General features: G+C 55.9%; 15 protein-coding genes. 6 read left to right on the top strand and 9 right to left on the bottom strand.

The window, feature by feature from the left end:
• Window positions 1–75: 75 nt before the first annotated feature.
• Both serA and OSO_RS0107975 read right to left on the bottom strand, forming a co-directional pair.
• Window positions 76–1,710 carry a phosphoglycerate dehydrogenase gene (gene serA, locus OSO_RS0107970; RefSeq protein WP_010582902.1) on the bottom strand — a complete coding sequence of 545 codons (1,635 nt, stop codon included), beginning with the start codon at window positions 1,708–1,710 and terminating at the stop codon, window positions 76–78.
• Between the two features lie 169 nt (window positions 1,711–1,879).
• Window positions 1,880–2,971: a sugar kinase gene (locus OSO_RS0107975; protein ID WP_010582903.1), complete on the bottom strand. Its 1,092-nt coding sequence runs from the start codon at window positions 2,969–2,971 to the stop codon at window positions 1,880–1,882.
• Window positions 2,972–3,457: 486 nt separating this feature from the next.
• Between OSO_RS0107975 and OSO_RS47625 the strand changes: the two genes are divergently transcribed.
• Both OSO_RS47625 and OSO_RS0108000 read left to right on the top strand, forming a co-directional pair.
• Window positions 3,458–4,606 (top strand): DUF1559 family PulG-like putative transporter, encoded by a 1,149-nt coding sequence (locus tag OSO_RS47625; protein WP_010582904.1) that lies wholly within the window; start codon window positions 3,458–3,460, stop codon window positions 4,604–4,606.
• A 278-nt stretch (window positions 4,607–4,884) separates the two neighbouring features.
• Window positions 4,885–6,303, top strand: coding sequence for a hypothetical protein (locus tag OSO_RS0108000; RefSeq protein WP_157605090.1), 1,419 nt, complete (start codon window positions 4,885–4,887; stop codon window positions 6,301–6,303).
• A 195-nt stretch (window positions 6,304–6,498) separates the two neighbouring features.
• Here OSO_RS0108000 and OSO_RS0108005 read toward each other — a convergent pair whose 3' ends face one another.
• The 4 genes from OSO_RS0108005 to OSO_RS0108020 all read right to left on the bottom strand — a co-directional run bounded on the left by OSO_RS0108005 (window position 6,499) and on the right by OSO_RS0108020 (window position 10,521).
• Window positions 6,499–7,236 (bottom strand): PP2C family protein-serine/threonine phosphatase, encoded by a 738-nt coding sequence (locus tag OSO_RS0108005; protein ID WP_010582908.1) that lies wholly within the window; start codon window positions 7,234–7,236, stop codon window positions 6,499–6,501.
• 160 nt (window positions 7,237–7,396) lie between these two features.
• Window positions 7,397–8,146 (bottom strand): PIG-L family deacetylase, encoded by a 750-nt coding sequence (locus OSO_RS0108010; protein WP_010582909.1) that lies wholly within the window; start codon window positions 8,144–8,146, stop codon window positions 7,397–7,399.
• A gap of 145 nt (window positions 8,147–8,291) precedes the next feature.
• The gene (locus OSO_RS0108015; RefSeq protein WP_010582910.1) at window positions 8,292–9,308 is read right to left on the bottom strand and encodes an alpha/beta fold hydrolase; all 1,017 of its coding nucleotides are present in this window, start codon (window positions 9,306–9,308) and stop codon (window positions 8,292–8,294) included.
• 181 nt (window positions 9,309–9,489) lie between these two features.
• Window positions 9,490–10,521 (bottom strand): NADPH-dependent curcumin/dihydrocurcumin reductase, encoded by a 1,032-nt coding sequence (locus tag OSO_RS0108020; protein WP_010582911.1) that lies wholly within the window; start codon window positions 10,519–10,521, stop codon window positions 9,490–9,492.
• A gap of 385 nt (window positions 10,522–10,906) precedes the next feature.
• Here OSO_RS0108020 and OSO_RS0108030 point away from each other — a divergent pair, with 385 nt between their 5' ends.
• The 3 genes from OSO_RS0108030 (at window position 10,907) to OSO_RS0108045 (ending at window position 16,490) form a co-directional block, all read left to right on the top strand.
• On the top strand, window positions 10,907–12,016 hold the full coding sequence (locus OSO_RS0108030; RefSeq protein ID WP_010582912.1) for a serine hydrolase: 1,110 nt from the start codon (window positions 10,907–10,909) through the stop codon (window positions 12,014–12,016).
• A 129-nt stretch (window positions 12,017–12,145) separates the two neighbouring features.
• Window positions 12,146–15,067 carry a pectate lyase gene (pelA, locus tag OSO_RS47630; RefSeq protein WP_050986040.1) on the top strand — a complete coding sequence of 974 codons (2,922 nt, stop codon included), beginning with the start codon at window positions 12,146–12,148 and terminating at the stop codon, window positions 15,065–15,067.
• A 61-nt stretch (window positions 15,068–15,128) separates the two neighbouring features.
• Window positions 15,129–16,490 carry a pectate lyase family protein gene (locus OSO_RS0108045; protein WP_010582914.1) on the top strand — a complete coding sequence of 454 codons (1,362 nt, stop codon included), beginning with the start codon at window positions 15,129–15,131 and terminating at the stop codon, window positions 16,488–16,490.
• Window positions 16,491–16,625: 135 nt separating this feature from the next.
• Here OSO_RS0108045 and OSO_RS0108050 read toward each other — a convergent pair whose 3' ends face one another.
• On the bottom strand, window positions 16,626–17,897 hold the full coding sequence (locus OSO_RS0108050) for a tetratricopeptide repeat protein (RefSeq protein ID WP_010582915.1): 1,272 nt from the start codon (window positions 17,895–17,897) through the stop codon (window positions 16,626–16,628).
• 153 nt (window positions 17,898–18,050) lie between these two features.
• On the bottom strand, window positions 18,051–19,505 hold the full coding sequence (locus OSO_RS0108055) for a RecQ family ATP-dependent DNA helicase (RefSeq protein WP_010582916.1): 1,455 nt from the start codon (window positions 19,503–19,505) through the stop codon (window positions 18,051–18,053).
• 422 nt (window positions 19,506–19,927) lie between these two features.
• Between OSO_RS0108055 and OSO_RS0108070 the strand changes: the two genes are divergently transcribed.
• Window positions 19,928–20,434: a hypothetical protein gene (locus tag OSO_RS0108070; RefSeq protein ID WP_010582917.1), complete on the top strand. Its 507-nt coding sequence runs from the start codon at window positions 19,928–19,930 to the stop codon at window positions 20,432–20,434.
• Between the two features lie 60 nt (window positions 20,435–20,494).
• Here OSO_RS0108070 and OSO_RS0108075 read toward each other — a convergent pair whose 3' ends face one another.
• The gene (locus tag OSO_RS0108075) at window positions 20,495–20,905 is read right to left on the bottom strand and encodes a DUF983 domain-containing protein (RefSeq protein WP_157605091.1); all 411 of its coding nucleotides are present in this window, start codon (window positions 20,903–20,905) and stop codon (window positions 20,495–20,497) included.
• Between the last annotated feature and the right edge of the window lie 111 nt (window positions 20,906–21,016).

The following is a 21,016-nucleotide window of genomic DNA, read 5'->3' on the forward strand; positions in this document are numbered from 1 at the left end:
AGATGATCTTAATGAGCGTTCCCAAGCGGGAGCTTGGGAACGAGAGACCCGCGACGGGTACCGCTTGCCGGAAATCTACTTGCTAACCAGCCAGGGCAACGGTTCGCCTGCTTTGGGCAATTTCACAAGTTGCACGCCCGTCACCGCTTTGTGTTCGGCAACTTCCGTCAGCGTCGCCGCATCGGGTTCGTTGTCCAGATTCAACACGGCAATCGCGTCGCCGCCTTGTTCATTGCGCTCGCGTCCCAGCGCCATATGCGCGATATTGACGTTATGCTTGCCGCAGATATTGCCAATGAACCCGATCACGCCCGGCTTGTCGATATGCTTGTAGATTAGTAGCAGACCATCCAGATAGGCATCGAGATGGAACTGATCGATTCGAACCAGCCGCAAGAATTGCTTTCCAAAGATCGTGGCCGCCGCCGTGATTTCACCACTGTCGGTCAGGACCGTCGCCGAGAGCAACGTCGAGAAATCACCAACTTCGTGCGACAGCTCTTCTTTGATTTCAATGCCACGTTCTTTCGCCAGCAAATCGGCGTTGACAATGTTCACATTGTCGGCAAGCGCGTTGGACAGCAATCCGGCCGCGAATGCATTCGAGATCAGCTTGGTCTTCTTGTTCGCGGCTTCACCCTTGAACTGCAGTTTCACACTGCGAACACCGCCTTTGTTGAGCTGTGACAACAGCAGCCCCAACCGACGACCGAGGTCGAGGTACGGCTGCATGTCGACCATCTCTGCGGCGGTGATCGGCGCCATATTGACGGCGTGACGAACTTCATTCCGGACCAGGAATCCGGTGATAATTTCCGCCGCTTCCACGGCCACCAGTTCCTGGGCTTCGTCCGTTGACGCTCCCAAGTGCGGTGTCGCCAAAACCTGCGGCAACTGAGCCAGCGACCAGTCTTTGGGAGGCTCGTCGACAAACACGTCCAGCGCTGCGCCTGCCACGTGTCCCGACTGAATGGCGTCGAACAGGGCCTTCTCTTCGATGATGCCGCCGCGGGCCCCGTTGATCAGCCGCACACCCTTTTTCATCTTGGCGATGCGAGCCGCGTTGATCAGCCCTTCGGTTTCGGGTGTCATCGGCGTGTGTACGGTCAGGAAGTCGCACTTGCCAACCAGTTCATCGATGTCGCGATACAGTTCGATCCCTTCGGAACGGGCTCGTTCTTCCGAGAGGAACGGATCGAACCCCAGCACCTTCATCTCGAATGCCAGACAGCGGCGTGCGACCGTCAATCCGATGCGTCCCAACCCGATGACGGCGATCGTCTTACCGGCCAATTGGGTTCCTGTGAAACTCTTTCGATCCCACTTGCCTGCCTTCATCGACGCCGCAGCCGGTGCGATGTTGCGTGATAAACTGAGCAGCAGCGCCATCGCCTGTTCCGCAGTCGACGTGGTATTGCCTGCGGGGGTGTTCATGACAACCACCCCTTCGCGGGTGGCGGCGGGAAGGTCGATGTTGTCAACCCCCACACCCGCTCGCACGATCACCTTCAGCCGTGGCTGATCCTTCAGGATCTCGGGCGTTAGACGCGTTGCACTGCGAATGATGATACCATCGACATCGCGAAGATACTCGCGAACTTGTTCGGGCGTGTGTTTGCCGCTACGAACGACGACTTCAACTCCTGGTGTTTCTTCCAGAATCTTGAGGCCGGCCTTGGACAGATCATCCGTGATAAGAACTCGGTACATGATGGTTGAGCGTTTATCTAAATAGAGTATGGGGCACACGCGGCGTGGTGCCGCGAATTCAATTGGTCTGAAAACGGTTTGGAGTGACTCGGTCGGCACAGAGCATACGCGGATAAGGCCGGATGGCCAAGCGATACGCTCTGAACCAACTGAATCCATTGATGCGAGCTTAGCGGCTGACTCGACCGCGCCCGCCTCCCTTCATCAAAGCTTCAATCTCAGGACGGGTCACATCGTTGAAGTCGCCCAGCACGCTGTGCTTGAGACAACTTCCCGCAACCGCATACTGCAGAGCGGTCAACGGATCGGAAAGTTCAGGCGTCTTCAATGCAAAAATCAGTGCCCCTGCAAACGAATCCCCCGCTCCCACGCGATCGACAATGTTGCGAATCTCGTAGGGCGAATACTGACCTGCGGCATCCGTCGGAGCAAACAGGGCCTTACCCTTCGCCACATCGTACAGCATCGCTCCCCAGTCGTTGTGACTGGCGGAAAGGCTTTTTCGCAAGGTGATCGCGACAAAGCGAAGATTTGGGAACTTGGTCGCAATCTGACGCGCAACATCTTCGTAGCCGGTCAAACTCAATTCACCGGCGTCGACGTCGGTACCGGAAGCACGAATTCCCAGTACATGGTCGGCATCTTCTTCGTTGGCGATCAGGACATCGATATACGGCAGCATCGATTCCATCGTTCGGCGGGCCAAGGCAGCGGGTTTTGTCCCCGGCTCCCAATTCCAAAGCTTCTTGCGGAAATTGAGATCGCACGACACCGGAATATTCCGCTGTTTTGCCTGCTTCACCGACGTGAGCGCTGCATCGGCCGATTCACGACTGAGCGACGGAGTAATCCCGGTGGTGTGAAACCAGTCGGCATCGGCAAAGATTTGATCCCAGTTGTAGGCGGAACCGGGCATCAGAGAAATGGTCGATGAGCCGCGGTCGTACGTCACTGTCCCCCCGCGCTGGTTTGCCCCATTCTCGACGAAGTAAATCCCGAATCGCCCTTCGTTTGAGCGAAGAATCAGACTCGTATCGACGCCGAACGACCGAAGCTGGGCGACGAAGGCGTCGGTCAACGGATTGTCGGGCAATGCGGTGCAATAGGCCGCCTGGCCACCTTGTCGGGCGATCGACACCGCCACGTTGACTTCCGCACCACCGAATGTGACATCCAGAGACCCCGGAAGCGCCTGTGACAGTCGCAGCCAACCCGACGGCATCATCCTGAGCATTACTTCCCCAAACGTCACGACACGCATCTTCAGTTCTTCCTCAACGCTTGTTTTTCTGGTCGTTCGCAGTGGCCAGCGGCCGCAAATCGGCCAAGCAAGGTCGCTGCCGAGATTCCTGGCGGACTGGCCCGTTCTGATTTCGCGATCAGCAGAATACCCAACGTCCGACAGAATAGAAAAGCCTGGCGTCCCCCGTCAGAAACTCACCGCCGAATCCTGCCTAAGGTCGCCCGATTCACGTCACATCGCAAAGCGGCCCTCAAATGGACCTTTCGACAACGTTAGCTTGCTGGAATCCGTCTGCATTGCGTCGACACAACTGCTGAAATCTTCTTGACTAAAGTGCGTTCAGCAGGTGATGATGGCCGCGCGAGGCGCGAAGACGGAGTCGATCACCAACTCGACGGAATTGGTTGTTCATGGTTCTTTTGTGTCGAACAGGTTGACCTGTTACGGGCCGATCCTGGCGGCATTGACCAATAGCTCTTTTTCTCATGTTTTGAGGAGCGCGTTATGCCAGTCCGACAGCGTCAGCGAGGATTTACCCTGATCGAACTTCTGGTCGTCATCGCCATCATCGCGATGCTGATCGCCCTGTTGCTTCCCGCCGTTCAGCGTGCGCGTGAAGCCGCCCGTCGCACCGCCTGCCAAAATAACCTCAAGCAAATTGGACTGGCTCTCCACAACTACCACGACGTGCACCGGACCCTGCCCCCCGGGCAAATCAACAATAGCGTCAACCCGGGCTTCAATCCGCCGGCCGACGCGGTTGGACGCTATGTCAATCCGGCGGAAGCCAAGTTTCTGGCCCCCGGTCGCAATCTGAATGTGCTGGCCTACCAGGGTACGAGCTGGATGCTTCAGATCCTGCCAATGCTCGATCAGGGATCGCTGTACAACTTCTACCAGTACGGTGACAACGCACGAACGAACGGCGAGTACCCAATCACGACGCAAGACCTGAACTTCATTTATCCTCCTCGGACGGATCTGGCTGTCTACTATTGCCCTAGCCGACGTACGACGATGCTCGCCAGCAGCACGTTCGCCGCGTGTGAACGACTTGATTCTGATCCCACCTACCCGTCGACTCTCGGAATTGCCTGGACTCAGGGCGGGAATGACTATGCGGGTTGCACGGGGTCGGGAATCACATTTCGTGACGGAACCACGATCAGTGGAAACGCCGTCGTCGATCGTCAGACGTATGCCCTGCTGCCCGCACAGTTGCAATTGACTGTCGTGAATACCTTCAACTCGTTGACGGGCGTGACCTATCAAGCGTCGCCTTACACCCAATTCAACATGAATATCGGCGTATTTGGCGTGAATTCGTTCGTTAGCCTTCGCGACATCACCGACGGGACGTCGAATGTGATGATGGTCTCTGAACGCCGAATCTTCCAGAACGCAACCCCGAACATCCAGCAACGAAGTTCCGATGGCTGGATCTGGGGTGGCCCGGCCACGATGTTCAGTTGCCGCAATGCACCACACACCGGCATTCACTACGATGAAGCCGATAGTCCACACGATCAACTCGTCCAGGTGCTGCTTGCCGATGGTAGCGTGAAAATCATCAGCGTGAATATCGACCTGACCACATGGAAGAACCTGGGCAACATGTCTCAGGGAAGCCCGATCAACCTGCAATTCCAGTAATGAAAATCTCCCAGCCACGATCAATTCGCAACGTGCTGGGTTTCTGCTTGCGACGAAGTCGCTTCTCACGAGGCGACTTCGCTTTGTTAATGTGACCGTCGCCGCGTAGGATCAGTCGGCAATGTTGATGACTTGATGGAGCCAGCGGTTTCGCGGTGTCTTTCATCACCACGGTCCGCTGGAAAAGTCGCTGTTACTAGAATCAAATTCGACGGATCAGCGCACGCTGAAGCAGCGCGTTCATCCGTCGCGATTCGCGAATTACAGAGAGTTGCGGCATGACGATACGCTTTACCTGCGCGGAATGTGCATCGGTACTCAAGATCAAGGACGAGCTGGCCGGAACAAGTGCCAAATGTCCTAAATGCAAGACGAAATTTGTCGTACCTGCGGCCCCAATCACGGAACCACACGCCCCCGAGAGATCGATTGCGGGAAGCGCGTCACCAGCGGATGTGCCACCAGCGATGGCCCCAGAACCAACCCCCGCCGCTCCGGTGATCGCCCCCCTGTCCGCCCCCGTCGCAGATCCGGTCGCAGACGAACGATTGTCCGCCTCGCCCTCGCCAATTGCGGAGATGAATCCACCGACATTCCCGGCTGAAGAACTGCCCTTCGCCGCAACTGCGAGCGTTCCGGCGTCTCTGCACCTGGATGACAATGATGTCGGCCCCGGCGAGCCGATAGGTTCACCACGCAAGAACGACCATCAACCAGCTCCTGGCAGCGGCTATGCCTTGGCTTTAGGAGGTGATGACGACGACCTTGACAGCCCACCCGTTCTCATCGGTTCTGCGTCCAGTATGCCTGTGGTCGCGCCCGCTGGAGATTCCGCAACGCGTTCGGCGGATCGAGCAGACTCGTCGCCCCACCTTTCGCAAAAATCATCACGTGGCAATTCAAAGCCTCGGGGCGATGAACCGTTTGATCCCTTGAAGTATCTGATGTCGGATTCGACATCGCAAAAGCACAATCAGTTTCCGGGCAATATGCAGGATGACTCTGACCTGAGTCTTTCCGATGATTCGGACTACGAAATTGGCAGCCGCCCCACGCCACAGCCGGTATCGCGTCCCATGCCCGCTCCTTCGGGACCGCGACAAGCGACCGAGAAGGTCGATCTCGCCACCGCTGCGAAGATGATGAAGAAGGCGATCAAAGACAGCCAGGCCGACGCCGCGCTTCAACGCGAAAGGGAGGAAAAAGCGGGTTACGATTACATGCTGTTCTTCCGTGAGTTTGGAGTTCGTGGACTGGGGATCCTGGTTGGCGGAGTGGCACTCGTCGTGCTCTGTGCCTACTTGGGCCAGTCCCTCTTCAAATCGGTCCTACTGACACCCAAACTAGGCTATGTTTCGGGAACAGTGAAACTGGATGGACAGCCGTTTGTCGGAGCCCAAGTCTATTTTGAGCCGCGAGATGCCAAAATCGAAGGTGGTAAGCGTGATCGTCCGAGAACGTCCGTCAGCATCACCGATGAAAAAGGGGCGTTTAAGATGATGTACTCGCCAGATGATCGGATTGAAGGGGTCACCGCTGGCAAGTGCCGAGTCTGGGTGACTCGGGTCGGACCGAAGGGTGAAGACGTTCCGAACGAGTGGCGACAGGCCCAGATGAAAGAGTTCGAAATCACGCCGGGCCACCAGAAGGCCCCCTTCGATATCAACATGGAATCAAAGGCCGCCGGCGCGAAGTGAACTCGACAAAAGGAGTTTTTTGCCAAGCCATCCAGCGTTTGCCACTGCTTGAGAGGCCGACCGTTCGTCTGGCCGACCGTGGTTGCTACGCGGCGCGTCGAAAATCAAGAACCGCTGGCATCACGACCACCGCACGTCGGCACAAAGTGGGCTCATTTCGCAAAGCTTGCCGTACAGGTTTCGGCCGGTGGGAATTCAGGCCTGATCAACGAAAATGACTACGCCAGTAATGTTGTCCTTCGAGCCGCCGTCGCTCGCCGCCTGGACCACCGCTTCAGCAGTCTTCTGAGGGTCTGTACCGGCCCCGAGGATTTTTGCCAGCGTCGCATCGTCGGCGCCACCAGTGACTCCGTCCGTGCAGATCAGCAATCGATCACCCACCGCCGGTTTGACTTGCTTCGGCGAGGTTCCGCTGCCACCTTCTTTGCAACCGAGATAGCGGTACAAGACGTTCTTATATCGATGATTGACCGCTTCTTCAGGAGTGAGCGTTCCGGCGTCCATTAGCGCCTGCGTCAGCGAGTGATCGGTCGTCAACTGCTGAATTTTTCCGCCACGGAGAAGATAGACACGGCTGTCGCCGACGCCGCCGATATAGAGTGTTCCGCCGACCTGCACCACGAACGTAATCGTGGTTCCCATATTCTTCAGTTTGGGATCGAGTTCACCCAGCGCCATAATCTCGTAATTCGCCTGGGTGATGGCGTCGTCGATGATCTTGGTGGTCTGTTCAGGAGGTGATTTTTCAAAATCGAGCAGTTGCAAACGTTGGGGGACAATCTCCATCGCCAGACCACTGGCCCGCTCCCCCGCGGATTGCCCTCCCATCCCGTCAGCAACGAGAAAAAAACGATAACGAGGATCGACGTAACACGCGTCTTCGTTGTTATCGCGCTTTCCAACAATGCTGAGCCAACCTGCTCGCAACTTCATGATGCACTACCAGAACGTCGATGTGGTCGATCTTGAATTCGTACGCGAAACTTCATCGACCGGCCTCTCCGGTCCTGGAGACGAAATTCACCCTTCTAGTGAGTTTACGACCGTTCCAACGGAATGGAAGCCCTCCACTGGTGAAAACTGCGTCGGTTCGTTACGACGGAATCGGAAGGGGGGGACAAAGGGTCTGCATCAAATCCCGAATTCCGAGCGTTGTAGCATTCATCAGCATTTCACCGGCATCGAATCCAGCACTCGCCCCATAAAATCGGTTCTGACTCTCGACGAGTCGGAAAACTCGATCTTTACTCGGCGGAAACTGCGTCTTGTAGGCTCGGATCGCGTCGAGTTTGAGGTCTAGCGAATCTGAGATGTCGACGATGAAGCGATTGGACGGCTCGGGATGATCCAGCGTCGAAAGGCCCAGCGGATACCACAACTGACGGCGAACCGTGTGAACCGGTAGCCCGGCAAATTCGTCATCCCATTTCGTCAGTCGGCTGTAAAAGATGGCGGCGTCTGTGATTTGCATCGCCTGCCAATGGTCGGGTGACGCCATCGGAGTCTTTGCGCCGATTCCGATGACCATCTTGGGTCGCCAGGTGCGGATGACCCGTGCCAGACAGATTCGTGCAGCAAAGGAATCGAAGAGACATCGGTTTGGCAGCGTCAGCGTCTCACGCATCTGGACTCCCAGAATTCGCGCCGCCTCGCGTGCCTCGGCCAGTCGGGCGTCGGGCCCGGGACTTCCAGGAGTCGGTTCGCCATTCGTCAGATCGCAGATTCCCGCACGGTATCCCTGCTGAACCAGCCGCGCCAACGTTCCGCCGATGGCGATTTCGACGTCGTCCGGGTGTGCCCCCACCGCCAGAACGTCCAGAGGTATCGGCAACTCTTCGGGCATCGTCTTCCTTTCGTGGCACCCCAATCTTCAACAGCAGTCATCATTATCGATGGAATGACGAGCCTGCTGCCAGTCAGGTTGAATCTATCAGAACAGAATCAAAATATCAGGAATTCGTGCCCCAAGATTGCCACACGTCATCCATTCACCCCGCAACCGACTGCTGGAATGTCTGCACAATTTTGGCGACGCGGTGCGGGTGAGTCAAACATGGATGTTGACCAGCCGAATGCATCCACTCAACCCGCGGATCCTTCAAACGCTGTTCCAGCAGCGTTTGTGAATCGGCCGACATTCGCCCTTCGCCTTCTGTTCTCAAGAGCATCACGGGACACGAGACTTCGCCCAGCCGCGACACCAGATCAAACGATCTGACGGCGATGGCCCGGCGTGCCAGGTCTCGCAAGGGCAATGTTCCGGTGCTTTGAATCAGAAAGTCGAACCGGGACGAATCAAACGGTGGGAACCACGGTTTATGGTTTACCGCCTGAAACCGTCGCCGCTGTGGCAATTGATCGAGCAACTGACCTGAACGCAAACAGGCCGAGGCCAACATTCGCTCGAAAAGCGTCACCTTTCGCTTCGCAAAGCCGTGTTGAAGGACCAGCCACTGAATGCGAGCGGGATGGTCAACCGCCGCCTGAAGTGCGACTGCGGCTCCGAAACCGGCTCCATAGATTGGAAAACACACATCGCCGTGGCGATCGGCAACCAGCATCAAGTCTTCCGCGAATTCGCAGATCGTAGGCTTCGACAACCGCGCCGCGTGCGTGTCGCTCGTCACCGCATCAAACACGACGCAACGAAAATGGTCGCGCAGCAACCAGATTACGAGCGAATACAATTCGGCGGTCGCGGCAAAATTGTTCACGAAGTAGAGCGGTGGACCGTCACCCCACGTGCGCCCGGCCAATCGATGCGGACCACGCACGATTTCCCAAGGAGTGCTGTCACGCAAGTACTGCTCTCGCACGTCTTGCCACATCATCGGTGTGGGACAGGGTTCGCCCGCGCCATCGATTCGATCGTCAGAAGGTAAAGCCACGTCTCCTGCTTCGGAACAGGCTGGCGCGTTGTCTTCGCAGACATGGACCAAACCCTCTGGACTCGTCACGGGACTCGTTGGATCGGAAACCGGTGACATGGGATTCAAATGATTCATGGTCCTCGATCATCGAACAGAGTTGAGTCGTGACATCCCCGATTGGCAACTTGACGACGTACTGATCTTAATCTTGATCGAGCCGCCGTCGAGAATCAACTTGCGTCCATTCGGTTTGGTGGAGCCCAACGGTAATGGGGCGCAATTGCGGCCACAAATTCTCGGTCGGCCAGCAGCGAATTCAATTCGATGCCACGCGTACGATCAGCTTGCCAAAGTTCCGCCCTTCCAGCAGCCCGATAAATGCTTGTGGCGCGTTGTCCAATCCGTTCACTACATCTTCACGACTCTTGATTCGCCCTTCGTTGACCCATGTACTCATCTGACTGAAAAATTCGCCGAATCGATTCCGGTAATCTTCCGAGATGATGTAGCCCTGAATCTTGATCCGCTTTGTCAGAATCGTCCTTGTCAATTGTGGCAATCGATTCGGCCCCTCCGGCAACTTCGTATCGTTGTAGTGAGAAATCAAACCACACAAGGGAACTCGTGCGCGCACATTCAAGAGTGGCATGACCGCCTCGAACACCGCACCGCCCACATTTTCAAAGTAAACGTCAATGCCCTTGGGACAGGCCGCGGCCAACTCTGTTCGCAAATCCGCTCGACGATCGATACAGACATCGAACCCCAGTTCCTCGGTCACATAGCGGCACTTTTCTGGACCGCCAACAATTCCCACCGTGCGACATCCCTTAAGCTTTGCAATCTGCCCGACAACCGAGCCGACAGCCCCGCTTGCCGCGGCGACAACCACAGTCTCGCCTTCTTTGGGCTGGCCAATATCCAACAGGCCCATATATGCCGTGAATCCGGGCATCCCTAAGACGCCCAAGGCCAACGACGGATGGGACATCTTAGGATCGAGTTTCGTGACACCCTTGCCATCGGAGATTTCGAACGACTGCCAGCCGCTATAGCTCAAGACCAGATCGCCTGATTGGAACTTCGGATGTTTCGACTCCTCAACCCGCGAGATGGTTCCTCCACACATGACGCTTCCGACCTGAACCGGTTCCGCGTACGAAGGTGCGTCACTCATGCGGCCTCGCATATAGGGGTCCAGCGAAAGGAACAGTGTCTTAAGTTTGACCTGACCTTCCTGGACGGCCGGTATCGCGACCTCTTCAATCTGAAAGTTCTCTGCGACCGGAGCACCGATTGGACGCGACTTCAAAAGGATTCGCCGATTCAGGAGCGCTGATTGGTTCACGATTTCAAACCTTAAATTAACCTGATAGGTCGTCTTCCTGCCGCGACGCCAGCGACAGTTTTCTTTATGACATGTTGCTTGGTGCGAATTGCGACTTGCAGCAAACGATTGACAGTATATGGCCGTCTTGACCTCCGCCATCAACTGATCGTCCAGCCGCATCAATTTTGTGCTCATTGCTGCGATGCAGCATGCTGAAATAACGGATACGGGTTCCGCGGAGTTTCGACGACGCCATGATATCGTGAATGCCAAGCGGCCTGCCCACGCAATTTCAACAGGCGACTTGTCAACCACGACGGATTTTTTGAGTTTCATCTCGATTGGACAACGAACGCATTGAACGAGACTTGTGAGCAACACCCCATTTGACGGGAGATGAGTGATGCGAGCCCACTTCAAGACACTTCGCTGGGCGTCCCAATCCGCCTGTTTGCTGATGTTGACCGGCCTCGGTTGCCTGCAGTCTCCATCTCACATCCAAGCCGCCGATGATCTCGTTTTCCCTGGCCGCGACTGGGAGCAGAAGTCACCTGTCGACGCAGGACTCGATGAAAGACTGCTTGATGCCGTCGCGACAGCATTGGGGTCTCGCGGCTGTATCATCAAAAATGGGTATGTCGTTAAAGCATGGGGGACGCAATCCGAAAAAAGCGACTGGGCATCCTCTGCCAAACCCGTGCTTTCAACGTTATTGATGTTTGCCCACAACGAGGGAAGAGTCAAAAGCTTTGACCAGCCGATTGTCGACTTTGGCTGGAAGTTGTCGGAAAAAGACCGCGGCATTACGTTTCGACACTTGGGCAGCATGACGAGTGGATACGCTCGTCCCGAAGGTCCAGGAGCGGCATGGGCCTACAATGACTACGCCATTCAACTTTATCAGCAGACGCTGTTCGACAAGGTCTATCAAGACGATCCGGACACGATCTTTCATGCTCCCGAACGTTTTGGAGTCCTGCAGCTTCAGGATGGATTCAACTTCCGTAAGACCAATCGTCGTATCCGTGCGTCAGTCCGTGATTTCGCCCGCGTCGCCTGGTTCTGGATGAACCGCGGGAACTGGAACGGCCAACAGATTCTGCCCCGAGATTTTTTTGACCAGAACATGCGCGCTCAAGTTCCTGCGGATCTGCCGCTCAGCATCCAGGCCGCAACTGACGACTATTTAAAAATTGGCACCTACGGCGGCGATTCGAACCACTATTCCGACTGTGGTCCGGGGATCTACGGCTTTAACTGGTGGTTCAATAACCAGGTCGGTACGCGCGTCGGAACGTTGACCTGGCCGGATGCTCCACCAGACACGGTCATGTCGCTGGGTGTCCGAGGAAATTGTACCGCCATGATTCCGAGCCTGAAGCTGCTGGTAGTTGCCGCAAATGCCGACTGGGGCAAGAACGATGCAGGCGATCCGAACTCGGTCCTGAATCAGCGACTGAAATTGATCGTGGCCGCAGGAACACCAAGGCCGTCAGCTGTCGAAACCAAATAAACGGCCACTCCATCGCCTTGAGCAAGTTCGTAAGACCGAGCCTTCCCAGATCTTGTCTCGATGACTTCAATGCACCGCTCCACCACAGGTCGCAGACGTTCCGCGAATTGCACACTTCTCAGGGACACAATGATGCGAAAACTCGTGATCGCCATCGGACTGCTTGTCACGTTACTCCACTCTCACCCGGCCAAGGTGATTGCGGACACGAAGATGGATGGGACGTCGGCCGTCTGGCATCCGCTGACCTGGACATTCGAAGGCCCCGAAGCATCGGCAAGCCAAGATTCTCCCAATCCATTTCTCGACATTCGCCTGCAGGTTCGTTTCAAGGGTCCGAACGAACGAACAATCATTGTTCCGGGCTACTTTGATGGGGATGGCCAGGGTGGACAACATGGTCACGCCTGGCGTGCCCACTTCACCCCCGATCAACCTGGAGTATGGAGATACGAGGCATTCTTCCGAGCCGGCTCCGAAGTCGCCGTGCAGCTCGAGGCCGAAGCGGGGACAGCCCTCGACCTCCCCAATCGAACGGGAACGTTCCAGGTCGCAGTGCGCAATCCTGATGCCCCAGGGTATTTGAAGTGGGGGCGGTTGAGATATGCCGATAGGCACTATCTCAAATTTGAGGATGGCCCCTACTGGATCCGCGGTGGAACTGACGAACCCGAAGACTTTCTGGGTTATGTCGGATTCGTCCGTACTCCCGGCAGACATCACTACAAAGATCACTTGGCGGATTGGCATCCTGGCGATCCTGACTGGGGTGACGGTCAGGGACGGGCGATCATCGGTGCCCTCAACTATCTGGCAGAACAGCATGTCAACAGCATCTACTTCCTGACGATGAATATTGGCGGCGATGGCAAGAACGTCTGGCCTTGGCTTGGCCCGATCGACGCCAAGGGGCGTGAGACCAACGATAATCTTCACTTTGACGTTGAAAAGCTGCAGCAATGGGAAGTCGTGCTGAATCATGCGCAACAGAAGGGTCTGTTTCTGCACATTGTGTTCAACGAAGCCGAAGACGCGAATAAACGTGAATTGGATAACGGAGAACTTGGCACTGAGCGCAAGCTGTATTATCGCGAGATGATTGCGAGGTTTTCGCATCATCTCGCTCTGCAATGGAATCTGTGCGAAGAATACAACCTGAACTTTGATCTCGGTGCAGAACGCGTTCGACAGTTTGCCGATTATGTTCACGCTCTCGATCCGTACGGCCATCCGATCACGGTGCACAGCGCGGGAGACCCCGTCGAAAAGTTGCGATTTACCTACGGCGATCCCCGGTTCGGAATGACATCGGTCCAATTGAATCAACGACCGATCCATGAAGTCGCCGAGGCATTGCGGCGGGAAACCATCAAATCGGGACGTCCACTTCCAATCAGCATGGATGAATTCACGCTCGATCGCGGTCAGCGTGCGTCTCATATCCCTGTCGACGAAGCCGAAGGCCACCGCCGTGAAAAAATCTGGCCGACATATTTCTCGGGCGGGATGCTGGAATTCATCCTGGGAGATCTGCTCAAAACCGACAGTTTCAAGACGCCCGAACGAGAGAAGCTTTGGAAGTCTCTCTGGTATGCCCGCAAGTTCATCGAACAGGAATTGCCGTTCTGGGAAATGGAACCAGCGGACGAACTCGTCAACGGTGCAGGCACCTATGCCGTCGGCATCGGAAAAGGCAAGACCGTCCCGCTCGGACCACAAGTCTTCGCAAAACGCGGCGAGATTTATGCGGTCTACTTCCCCACGGCGGCCTCGACTGGCTCGCTCGATCTCTCGGACTTGAAGGGCGATGCCGTTCAGCGGTGGTACAACCCGAGGACCGGCGAATTCGTCGGTCCTGACTCCAATATCGCGGGTGGAAACCAACACAGTTTCGGTGCGCCGCCCAGTGACCCCGAAATGGACTGGGTCGCACTAATTCGTCGATCCGACCAGAAGAAAAATGAGGCGATCGACACATCCGGTTTCCGAGATTCCGCTGGCCACTGGCGGCATATCCGGGACACCACCCGCTTCATCCAGGTCGAACCGAACCAAGCGGCGTACACTTCAAACCAAGTTCCCGAAATTGTGACAAACATTCTCTTGTTCCAGCGGGCGAACGGAGGATGGCCCAAGGACTATGACATGCTCGCCGTGCTGACCGACGCACAGAAGCAGGCCGTTCTGGCAACTCGCGATCGATCAGACACCTCATTCGACAACCACAACATCCACAGTCAGGTCGACTACCTGGCAAAGGCGTGCTCTCAGATTGCCACTCCGGAGTGGCAAGACGCGTGTCGACGCGGCTTCGACTTCATGCTTGCCGCTCAGCTTCCCAACGGAGGCTTTACTCAACGGTTTCCAAATCCCAAAGGCTATGGGGCGCATATCACATTCAATGACGGCGTCATGATCGGAATCATGAACGTCCTGCAAGACGCTGCTGAAGGCCACCCCCAATGGAGCTGGTTGGACTCCGATCGTCGCCAGAAGGCAAAGGCAGCCGTGGCGCACGGCATCACCTGTCTCCTGAACTGTCAGATTCGCGTCAATGATGTCCGAACCGGGTGGTGCCAGCAGCACGACGCAAAAACCTTCGAGGCCGCTTCCGCTCGAACGTTTGAACTGGCCTCGATTTGTCCGCAGGACACCACCGGAATCATCCAATTCCTGATGCGAACCAAGCAGCCATCACCCGAACTGATATCCGCCATGGATGACGCGATCCATTGGTTGGATCGCGTCGCATTGACGGGCATTCGCATCGAACGTATTCCCGCACCAAAAGCAGAGTTTCTACGACACGATACCAATTTTGATGTGGTCGTTCAGTCAGATCCGTCCGCAAATCGAATCTGGGCACGACACTACGAGATCGGAACCGATCGCCCCATCTTCGCCGGACGCGACGCGGTAAAGCGATACGCACTTAGCGAGATCGAACGGGAACGACGGACGGGCACCGCCTGGTATGGGGCATGGCCCGCCCGCTTGCTCAAGGACTATCCAACTTGGCGAGATTCCGTCAAAGGACGCGGAATCGAGTGACCCCAGTTGTCCGCCATTCAAACCCGTTCGCACCATATTTCCCATTGATGGACTTCTCAACATGAAACAGACGATTGGGTCATTTCTCGTCAGCTTGACTGGATCACTTCTGCTGGCAACGGCCTCAACTTGCCTCGGCGAGGGTCCACAAATCGCCTTCCCGGGTGCGGAGGGCGCCGGTCGATTCGCGAAGGGAGGACGCGGTGGCGATGTCTACCACGTGCTGAATCTCGACGATGACGGACCCGGCTCACTGCGCGAAGGAATCCGCTCCGCCAGTGGACCACGTACAATCGTGTTCGATCTGTCTGGCACGATCGAATTGAAATCTCCACTGATGATCAAGAAATCGTTTCTGACCATCGCCGGTCAATCGGCTCCCGGAGACGGCATTTGCCTGAAAGACCAGACGTTCGGCATTCAAGGCGCTTCGCACGTCATCGTACGCTATCTGCGAATTCGCCTGGGCGACCAAAACAAATCGGTCACGTCGGGCGGGATCGACGGGATGACGACGAACGATATCGATCATGTCATCTTTGACCACCTGACCGGAACCTGGGGCATTGATGGCAACCATGACCTGCGCCGCGGCGGAAATTTCACTCTGCAATGGTCGATTTACGCCGAAGCACTCAACCACAGTCTGCACTCAAAAGGCGGACATGCGATGCTCGCGTCATTCCGCGATCTGACCGACAACATCTCCCTTCACCACAATTTGTTCGCCAGCAGTCGCGACCGCCATCCTACCCTGGGTGGCAGCCCGCGCACGCGGCCCGATGCGGTCGCGGACTTTCGCAACAACGTCATCTACAACCTGTCCGGCGCGACGAACCTCGGAAACTGCCGGATCAATGCAATCAACAATTTCTACCGGTCGGGGCCCAATACGCCAGTCGGAAATCATCCGCTCGCGACCAAGACGGAAAACAAGGATGCGCTCAAGGCCTTTCTGAAAGGAAATGTCTTTGAGAACACTCCCGAGTACACGCGGGACAACTGGCTCGCGGTTGACGTCGATCGTTGGAAGACCAATAGCTATTTGTCCGTTTCGATCCCACAGATCCGAGTCGACACGGAGTTTGACGTTGGCTCGGCAAGACCCGAAACGGATGCGCCCGACGTCGCCTTTGAACGCGTTTTGAAATCCGCAGGTGCATCGCGTCGGCGTGATACAGCCGACCTCAGGATTGTCGAGGGCGTCGTCCAGCGGACGAATCGGCTGATCGACTCACAGAACGAAGTTGGTGGTTGGCCGGTGTTGAAGAGCGAACCGGCCCCTCAAGACGCCGATCGCGACGGAATGCCCGACGAATGGGAAACGCAACATGGCCTGAACCCAAATGATGCAGCCGATCGCAACGGTCACAACAGTGACACGGGATACACGAATCTCGAACTGTATTTGAATAGCCTTTGAAACTCGCGCAATGTGATTCACCGAATCTCGGCCGGCAGATCACCCTCTCGAACGTTCGCGTCGTGAACGACACGCCTCGGATCTCGAAAGGTTTGCTCACTTACCAAGCGAACACGTTCATCCACCGTTCTCAGGTTACGAGTTCTGTGGCAATTGCGAAGGTAAAAGGCTCGGCTTCAAATCGTTGATTTCCAGTAGTGACGTGAATCCTTCTGGAAGTTCGCGGCAGGCTTCATGGCGTCGATACCGTTCCAGGCGTAACAATGCGGCCCGTTTCAGAGAATCGTCGTCAAACATCTCGATTGCTTGTTCTTCTCGACGAATCGCATTGTCCCAATCTTCGGCTGCGGCATACGCCGCAGCGAGAACGCTCAAACCAAAAGGCTCTTGCCAACCCGAGTACTCACAAGCGTTCAGCGCGTACTCCGTGGCCGATTGCTCGTAAACGGAATCATCCCCAGGAAGTGTCGCGCGCAGCCACGCCAATCGACTCCAGAACAGCCAGTTCTTTGGGTCCAGATGCAGTGCTTCGGTATAGTCTCGTATCGCATTGTCAAAATCACCGCGAAGGCACCTGAGGTTAGCACGGTTGTAGTAGCCGATCGAGAATTGAGGATCGACCCTGACCGCTTCCGAAAGATCAATCTCTGCGGAATCAATTTCCTCCAACGCGGCATACGCGCAGCCGCGATTGTTGTATCCCACGACCAGTTGCGGGTCCAATCGAATGGCGCGCGAGTAATCACGAATGGCGACTCGAAATTCCCCCACCAACTGGCGTACGTTTCCTCGATTGAAATAGGACAGCCAATCATTGGGCTGACGCCTGATCGCTTCCGTATAGTCCGCAAAAGCGGCATCCAGCGCATTCAATTGTCCGTGTGCGTATCCCCGTCGACTATAGACAGGCGCATGCGTGCGATCGATCCTGACGACGGAATCAAAATCGGCGATCGCATCGCTCATTTCATTTTGCTCTAACCGGATGACACCACGACTGTAGTAGGCTTCGAGATTCTTCGGATCGTATCTTAACGTCGAGGTATAGTCGGCCACCGCCAGATTGAACTGCAACTTGTCGAACCACGCATTCGCACGTCCAACATACGCTTGAGCGTACTCAGGATCGATTCGAATGGCTTCCGTGTAGTCGTCGATGGCGAGATCTTCATCGCCTTTGTAATGCCAGGCGATCCCTCGAACACAATACGCTTGTGCATTTTGGGGTTCACTGCGAATGGCTTGGGTAAATTCTGCAATCGCGGCTTCGTAGTCGCCTCGCTCGTGCTGTGCCGTGCCACGTTTGTAGTGCGATTCAGCAGTGTGATATTGCGAATACCCGATCAACACGGCGAGCGCCGGCACCATTAACCAAAGATAGTTGCGTCCAGCGAGGATGAACTTCATCTTGATGTTCCTCCAATCCATGATTCGCAATGGTAGTGCTCACGATGAAATCTGGCTTCGGTGTGAGAGAGCCCTGCTCGGTCGCCAGTATGATTCTGCCGCACGACGAACGCAATTCGAGACGACGACACACATTTCCCCAACTCGACGGATTTATTGGGACGAGCGTGGCTTCACAATACCAAAATAGTCATGGATGTACGCCATCTTGTCTCCTTCGTGGCGAATAAACGTCACCAGCGCAAGCAGCTTTTGCTGATCACGACGCAACTTTTCGGCCAGTCGATCTTGATCGAGCATTTCGGGAACCAGATCGCCAACAACCGTCAGGTTCATTGGCTCCCAGCTCCCTTCGATGACTCCGTGCCGTTCGAGCATTCCCAGCACTGTCTCCAGCCGGAAGTCGTGTCTTTGCCGGGCGTGCAGCTTCTCGCGCATCCATTCCAAGCCGAACGCCTCGACTCGCTCTCGGTGATGGACGAGCAAATCAAAGACACGCTGATAGAACTCAGAATCGGGATTGCTCCAGCGCAGGAACTCCATCTGAGTCAACAAATCGGATTCGTCATAAAGCAACACGCAGTCCGAAGGCAATCCGTCGCGGCCCGCTCGACCAATTTCCTGATACCAGGCCTCCATCGACCCCGGAATCTCTCCGTGAATCACGTATCGAATATCGTCTTTGTCGATTCCCATACCAAAAGCGGGTGTTGCCAACACGAGAGGACAATCCCCTCGCATGAACTGGTTCTGTATACGCCGACGCAGGGTCCGATCGAGATCCCCGTGGTAGCACAGATGCGGGATCTTCAAGCTCTGCAAACGTTCGCTAAACCGCTCCAGCGTCCGGATCAGCGTAAAGTAGACGATGCCGCTTCCTTTGTGATCGGCAAAGTTCTGCTGGATCGCGGAAATCCGCTCGATCTTTTCATCGTCGCCCCAGACTTCTTCGACCGACAACCGCAGGTTCGGCCGGTCGATCCCCTCATGAAACACATGAACATCGTCGGGGCTTAGCCCCAGTTGGCGAATGATGTCGGACTGCACCTCGGGAGTTGCCGTGGCCGTGAGCGCGATCGTCGCCGGATTGCCGATTTGCTCGCGAAGCTCGCGAAGACGTGTGTAGTCCGGACGAAAATCGTGTCCCCACTCGCTGATGCAATGGGCCTCGTCAACGGCCAGTAAACGCACGTGCCGATTCGAGAGAGCGTCAGTAAACTCCGCCTTGCGGAATCGCTCGGGCGTGACATACAGCAAGCAATATTTCCCGGCCCCGACGCCCGCGTATCGGCGTTCTCGATCTTCGCGGGATAGTGACGAATTGATGAATGTCGCATCAATGCCGCGCCCGCGCAAGGCATCAACCTGGTCTTTCATCAGGGCAATCAGCGGAGACAGTACCAGGGTCAATGGGACTTTGGGCCCCGTAGACGCGTCGCCGTCGCCCATCATCAATGCGGGAATCTGATAGCACAAGGATTTTCCCCCGCCAGTGGGCATGATCACCAGCGAGTGTTCGCCCCGCATGGCGCGACAAATGATCTGCTCTTGAGGCGGTCGGAACGATTCGTGTCCGAAACGAGTTCGCAAAATATCCAGAGGTTTCATGTGACGAGATGTGACAGATGAATCAAGGATTTTCAACTGTCATCGTCGTGTCCATGACGCACCGGACACGAAAAGCCCGGCGACAATTCTGATCGAGCCCAGATGCAATGCCTCATTTGCGCTTCCCGTGCCCGGATGAGGTTCGGCATCCTGACTGTATCCGGACTGTGGCGTTTGTGCATTTTTCCGGGTAAACCAGAGGCTCATGGACGAAGCCGCGTACAATGGGGTGGAATTTCAATTCAAATTTGACACTTTGAGGAACTTGCCGCGAGCACCCGATGAGTCCGCGAACAATGCTCGCAAACCTGACTGGCCAGAGTGACTGCGCCACATGTGGTACAACACGAATGAAACTCAATCCGGATCGAACCGGTTAACGAAAATACGCGTAGCCATCGCGTTCGCCTGAGGGATGCTTTATGTCGTTAAGCCTAGATCTGTCCGCCGCCTTAACTCCCTTGTCGGGACAGGCATTCGTTCCGCCCAAGACGGTCGCCGTTTCGGATACCAGCGGAACGAGCCTTGCCATTGATGTCATTGCGGTCGAATCCCTGGGCGTTTCCTGCGAGGAACTGCGTCTTGAGATTGCGTCTCTCGGTGCCGCCACGCTGGACACTTTGAAAAAGTGGGCGAATGACCTGTGCCGTCGGGTGACCTATCTCCTCGAAAATTTGGGGCCCCTTGAAATCGACGCCCAAGGGAATCAGATTCTGATTCGTTCCACACCGCCGGACAAATCGGCCGGGGGAACCACGAAGTACTACGAAGTCATGCTGTCGTCCCTTGGCGCCGGTCGATTTTCGCTTCGCCGTTTCCGCTACGACACCACCAGCGGTCAACGCGTCGCAGTTCCGCTGCAACTCACGCACGAACAACTTGCCAAGTTGGTCAACGACCTCGTTGCCACCGTCCCCTCGTCACCGTGAGTGACGTCGGTCCGATTCCGCCAGCTTCCGTTCGTATTGAGCTTATTTTTCGATTCATTTTCAATGTGACGGACCGCCGGGTGGGTCCGTGTCTGTATTCGTGGGCAAAAGCCCGAATCCGGTTGGATCGTTGTAGCAATCCATCGCGAGCCACCAGGCGCGTGCATAGCGAAAGAGCAAGATCGGAACGACGGTGCAGTAAATCATCAACGGAATCGTGAGCGTCTCGTTCGAGATCGAGGCGCCGTAGTGCAGCAGCATATAGATCGACGTCACCGAGATCGCCATGATGCCGTAGTTGATGTACGTCGAACCGAGAAAGTATCCCGGCGCACGTTCGTACTTCAGCGAACAGTTCGGGCAGCGCTCGTGCATGATAATCAGGTTTTTGAACAGTACGCCCACGCCGCATCGAGGACAACGCAGCCTGAATGCCCGCCCGACGGCCGTACCAAACAGAAGACCAGCCAAGGGACCATCCTTCCCATTCAATAATCCAGTACATTCAATCTCAAGAGGTCATCCTTTATTCTATCTCTGCCAACCTGACGCCCCACGCTGGATTTCGCGAATTCTCACTTC

Origin of the sequence: Schlesneria paludicola DSM 18645, assembly GCF_000255655.1 — a bacterium.
In the GTDB taxonomy this organism is placed as follows: domain Bacteria; phylum Planctomycetota; class Planctomycetia; order Planctomycetales; family Planctomycetaceae; genus Schlesneria; species Schlesneria paludicola.